Source organism: Actinoplanes sp. NPDC048791 (genome assembly GCF_040650095.1).
Taxonomy (GTDB): Bacteria; Actinomycetota; Actinomycetes; order Mycobacteriales; family Micromonosporaceae; genus Actinoplanes.
On sequence record NZ_JBEZGQ010000932.1, the window covers coordinates 1 to 3,297 of the forward strand.

General features: G+C 74.5%; 2 protein-coding genes and 1 pseudogene. 1 reads left to right on the top strand and 2 read right to left on the bottom strand.

What is annotated here, in order from left to right; translation table 11 throughout:
* Nucleotides 1–528, top strand: a pseudogene (locus tag AB0C29_RS39960) (amidohydrolase); the annotation flags it as partial.
* Here AB0C29_RS39960 and AB0C29_RS39965 read toward each other — a convergent pair.
* Together AB0C29_RS39965 and AB0C29_RS39970 are read right to left on the bottom strand one after the other, a co-directional pair.
* On the bottom strand, nt 525–1,544 hold the full coding sequence (locus AB0C29_RS39965) for a Gfo/Idh/MocA family oxidoreductase (protein ID WP_360832030.1): 1,020 nt from the start codon (nt 1,542–1,544) through the stop codon (nt 525–527). The pseudogene AB0C29_RS39960 and the gene AB0C29_RS39965 overlap by 4 nt on opposite strands.
* 59 nt (nt 1,545–1,603) lie before the next feature.
* Nucleotides 1,604–3,049, bottom strand: a complete 1,446-nt coding sequence (locus AB0C29_RS39970) for a GGDEF domain-containing protein (RefSeq protein WP_360832033.1) — start codon at nt 3,047–3,049, stop codon at nt 1,604–1,606.
* Nucleotides 3,050–3,297: the final 248 nt, after the last annotated feature.

A 3,297-nucleotide genomic window follows, 5' to 3' on the forward strand; every position in this document is an offset into this window, starting at 1 on the left:
CCGATGCTCAGCGACGCGACACTGGCCGCGGGGGTAGAGGCGGCCCACGCGGCGGCGCTGCCGGTGGTCGTGCACGCGGAAGGTCCGGGCACGGTCGCCGCCGCCCTGGCCGCCGGGGCCGACGTGCTTGCGCACACCCCGTGGACCGAGGCCCTCGACGACGGCCTGATCCGGGACTGCGCGGCCCGGATGACCTGGATCAGCACGCTGGACATCCACGGCTGGGGCACCGCGACGCCCGAGCGCGACGTGGCGCTCGGCAACCTGCGGCGATTCCTCGGCCACGGCGGAAAAGTGCGCTACGGCACCGACCTTGGTAACGGCCCGCTACCGCCGGGGATCAACCCGCGGGAGCTGGGCGCGTTGCTGGAGGCGGGCCTGAGTCCGGCCGACGTCCTGGCCGCCGCGACCGATCCGGATCAGGGTGAACCGGCCTGGCTGCCGGCCGGCCTGGATCTGGAGCCGGCCACCTTCGCCGGCTCACTGGCCACCGCCCGCGTCCTGGGCCCGCACGTGCGGCCGCGCTAGAGCCCGACCGTCTCGCCGGTGGTCGCGCTGTTCCGGGCCGCGTCCAGCACGTCGATGTTGCGGAGCGAGTCCCACGGGTCGACCGGGACCGGCGCCTCCCCGCGGACAGCCGCCGCGAACGCCGGGTAATAGCTGTCCCACCGGCCGCGCTCACTGCGGACCGGCGCACCCGTGGCCCCGCGGTAGAGCCGTCCCCACGCGTGGTCCGGCTCGGCACCCCAGCGCTCGCCCAGGTCGGCAGGGGAACGGCCGGCCTTGAGCGCCGCCTCCTGCCCGTCGATGCCGTCGACGATGTAGGTGCCCGTTGTGCCGCTGACCCGCAGGCGCGGACCCGGCGCCGCCTGCCGCCAGCTGCCCCACAGGTGCGACTCGACGCCGCTCTCGTGGTGCAGGGCCACGAAGACGTCGTCGTCCAGGTCGCCGTCGCCGCGCAGTTCCGCGTACACCCGGGTGGCCGGGCCGAAGAGCAGGTGCGCCTGGTCCACCAGGTGCGCACCGAAGTCGAGCAGCGTGCCACCGCCCGCCGCGGGCGGCTCCCGGTCCGGCGCCCAGCGCTCGAAGCGGGACTCGAACCGGCGGACCTCGCCGAGCGCTCCCTCGCCGATCAGGCGCTGCAGGGTGAGCAGGTCGGAGTCCCAGCGGCGGTTCTGGTAGACGCTGAGCAGCACCCCCGCGTCAGCCGCCAGAGTGGTGACCTCGCGGGCCGCCTCCGCGTCCAGCGCGAACGGCTTGTCCACCACCACGGCCAGGCCGAGCGCGATCGCCTCGCGGGCCAGGGCCGCGTGGGTGGCCGCCGGGGTGGAGATGGTGACCGCTTCGACACCCGCCGCGGCGAGATCGGCGAGCGAGTCGAAGGCGGGCACGTCGGGGTGGCCCTTGGCCAGTTCGGCGCGCCGCTCGGCGGAACGCGTCACCACACCCGCGAACTCGACACCGTCCGCCGCCGCGAGCAGGGGGGCGTGGAAGATCCGCCCGCCCGAGCCGTACCCCACCAGTCCGATCCGTGTAGCCGTCATGGACCGGATCCTACGTCCCGCGATCTTCACCGCTGCCGGGCACCGGACGGCCGGGCCGCTCAGGCGGGTTGCAGCCGGTCGGGGTCGTAGCGCTCGACGCGGTTCTTGCCGTGGGCCTTGGCCGCGTACATGGCCTGGTCGGCGTGCCGGGTGAGCTCGCCGGCGCCGCAGCCCGGGGTGGCCGCGGCGATGCCGATCGAGGCGCCGACCGTCACCGTGGCGTCGGTGAGCCGGGCCGGAGCGACGATGGCGGCACTCACCGCGCGGGCCGTCGCGTCGGCGCCGCTCGGCGTGCTGAGCCCGGTCAGCAGCAGGGCGAACTCGTCGCCACCGAGCCGGGCGGCCACACTGCCGGGCCCGCCCGCGCCGACGATCCGGCCGGCCAGCTCGACCAGCAGCTCGTCGCCGGCCGCGTGCCCGTACGTGTCGTTGACCGCCTTGAAATCGTCCAGGTCGATGAGCAGCAGCGCGACACTGCCCGGCGCCCCGGCCGCCGTCGCCGCGTCCAGCTCGCGGAAGAACTTGTCGCGGGTGGGCAGCCCGGTGAGGTGGTCGTGGTTGGCCCGGTGGTCGAGCTCGGCGTGCGAGACGCAGGCCGCCTCCCCGAGCACCACCTGGTTCGACACCGTACGGAACGCCGCCACGACGTCCTCGGCCACCGGGTTGCGCCCGCCGACCAGCAGATGCAGGTCCGCGGAGAAGGTCTCGACCCGCCAGTGCCGGAACCCGGGCGCCAGTTCCTGGAGCCCGGCCGGTCCGGTCACCGTCGACTCGGGCACGGGCCGTTGCAGCAACGACTCCGGCAGACCGGCCACGGCCTTGATGAACAGCCCCCGCTCGTCGCGGCGCACGATCGCCATCGCGACCCCGGGGGTCAGGGCGACGATGGCGTTCGCCGCTTCCACGCCCAGCCGGCGCACGGCGGTGACCTCGGTCAGGCTGATCATGCGGCTGCCGGTCTGCGCCAGCACCGCGTCGCGGGCGCTGACCCGTTCCTGGTGCCGCAGCGCCAGGTAGATGCCGCGCATCATCGCGCTCGTCAGCACCAGCAGCGGCAGCATGCCGAGCACGGTGGGGGAGTGCCACGAGACGACCCGGCCGAGCGAGACCGGCGAGATGGCCAGGGCGGCCGGGATCGCCGCGAAGCCGCCGACCGTACGCACGATCCACAGGCCCGTCGGGCCGTACAGGCTCAGGGCCAGGGCTACCGCGAAGGCCACCCCGATGGTCGCGAGCGGGTCCCGCAGGCCGGCGCCACCGATGGTGATCAGCACCGGCAGCGTGATCGAGTCCCACCACGGCGCCCGGCCGCGCCGGTGGGTCAGCACGACCGCCACCATCACGAGCAGGATGGCCAGGAACGACGCCAGGTGCCAGCTCGGCGACCGCTCCTCGTTGCCGACCTGGGCCAGGTCCGCGGCCAGCCCGAGACAGCCGAGGATCGTCGCGGCCAGCCGGGTGCGGTCCAGGTTGCCGGCGGGCAGCAGCTGCCTGATGCGGGTCACAGTCACCCGATCGGTGAAAACTTCCGGAATCCGAGCCTTCCCGTGTCGGAAGGTTGACCGCTGCCCACAGCGTGGCCCGCGCCGCGCGACGATCGGAGCCATGGAGCCCGCACAGCTGGACCGCACCCCCTTCGCGGACCTCGACGCCATCCCGCCGGACATGTTCGCCATGCTGGTGGCCGCCCTGGAGGGCATGTCCCGCCACCCGGAGATCCGCCGGGTCCGGCACACCGCGTGGCAGGCCCTGC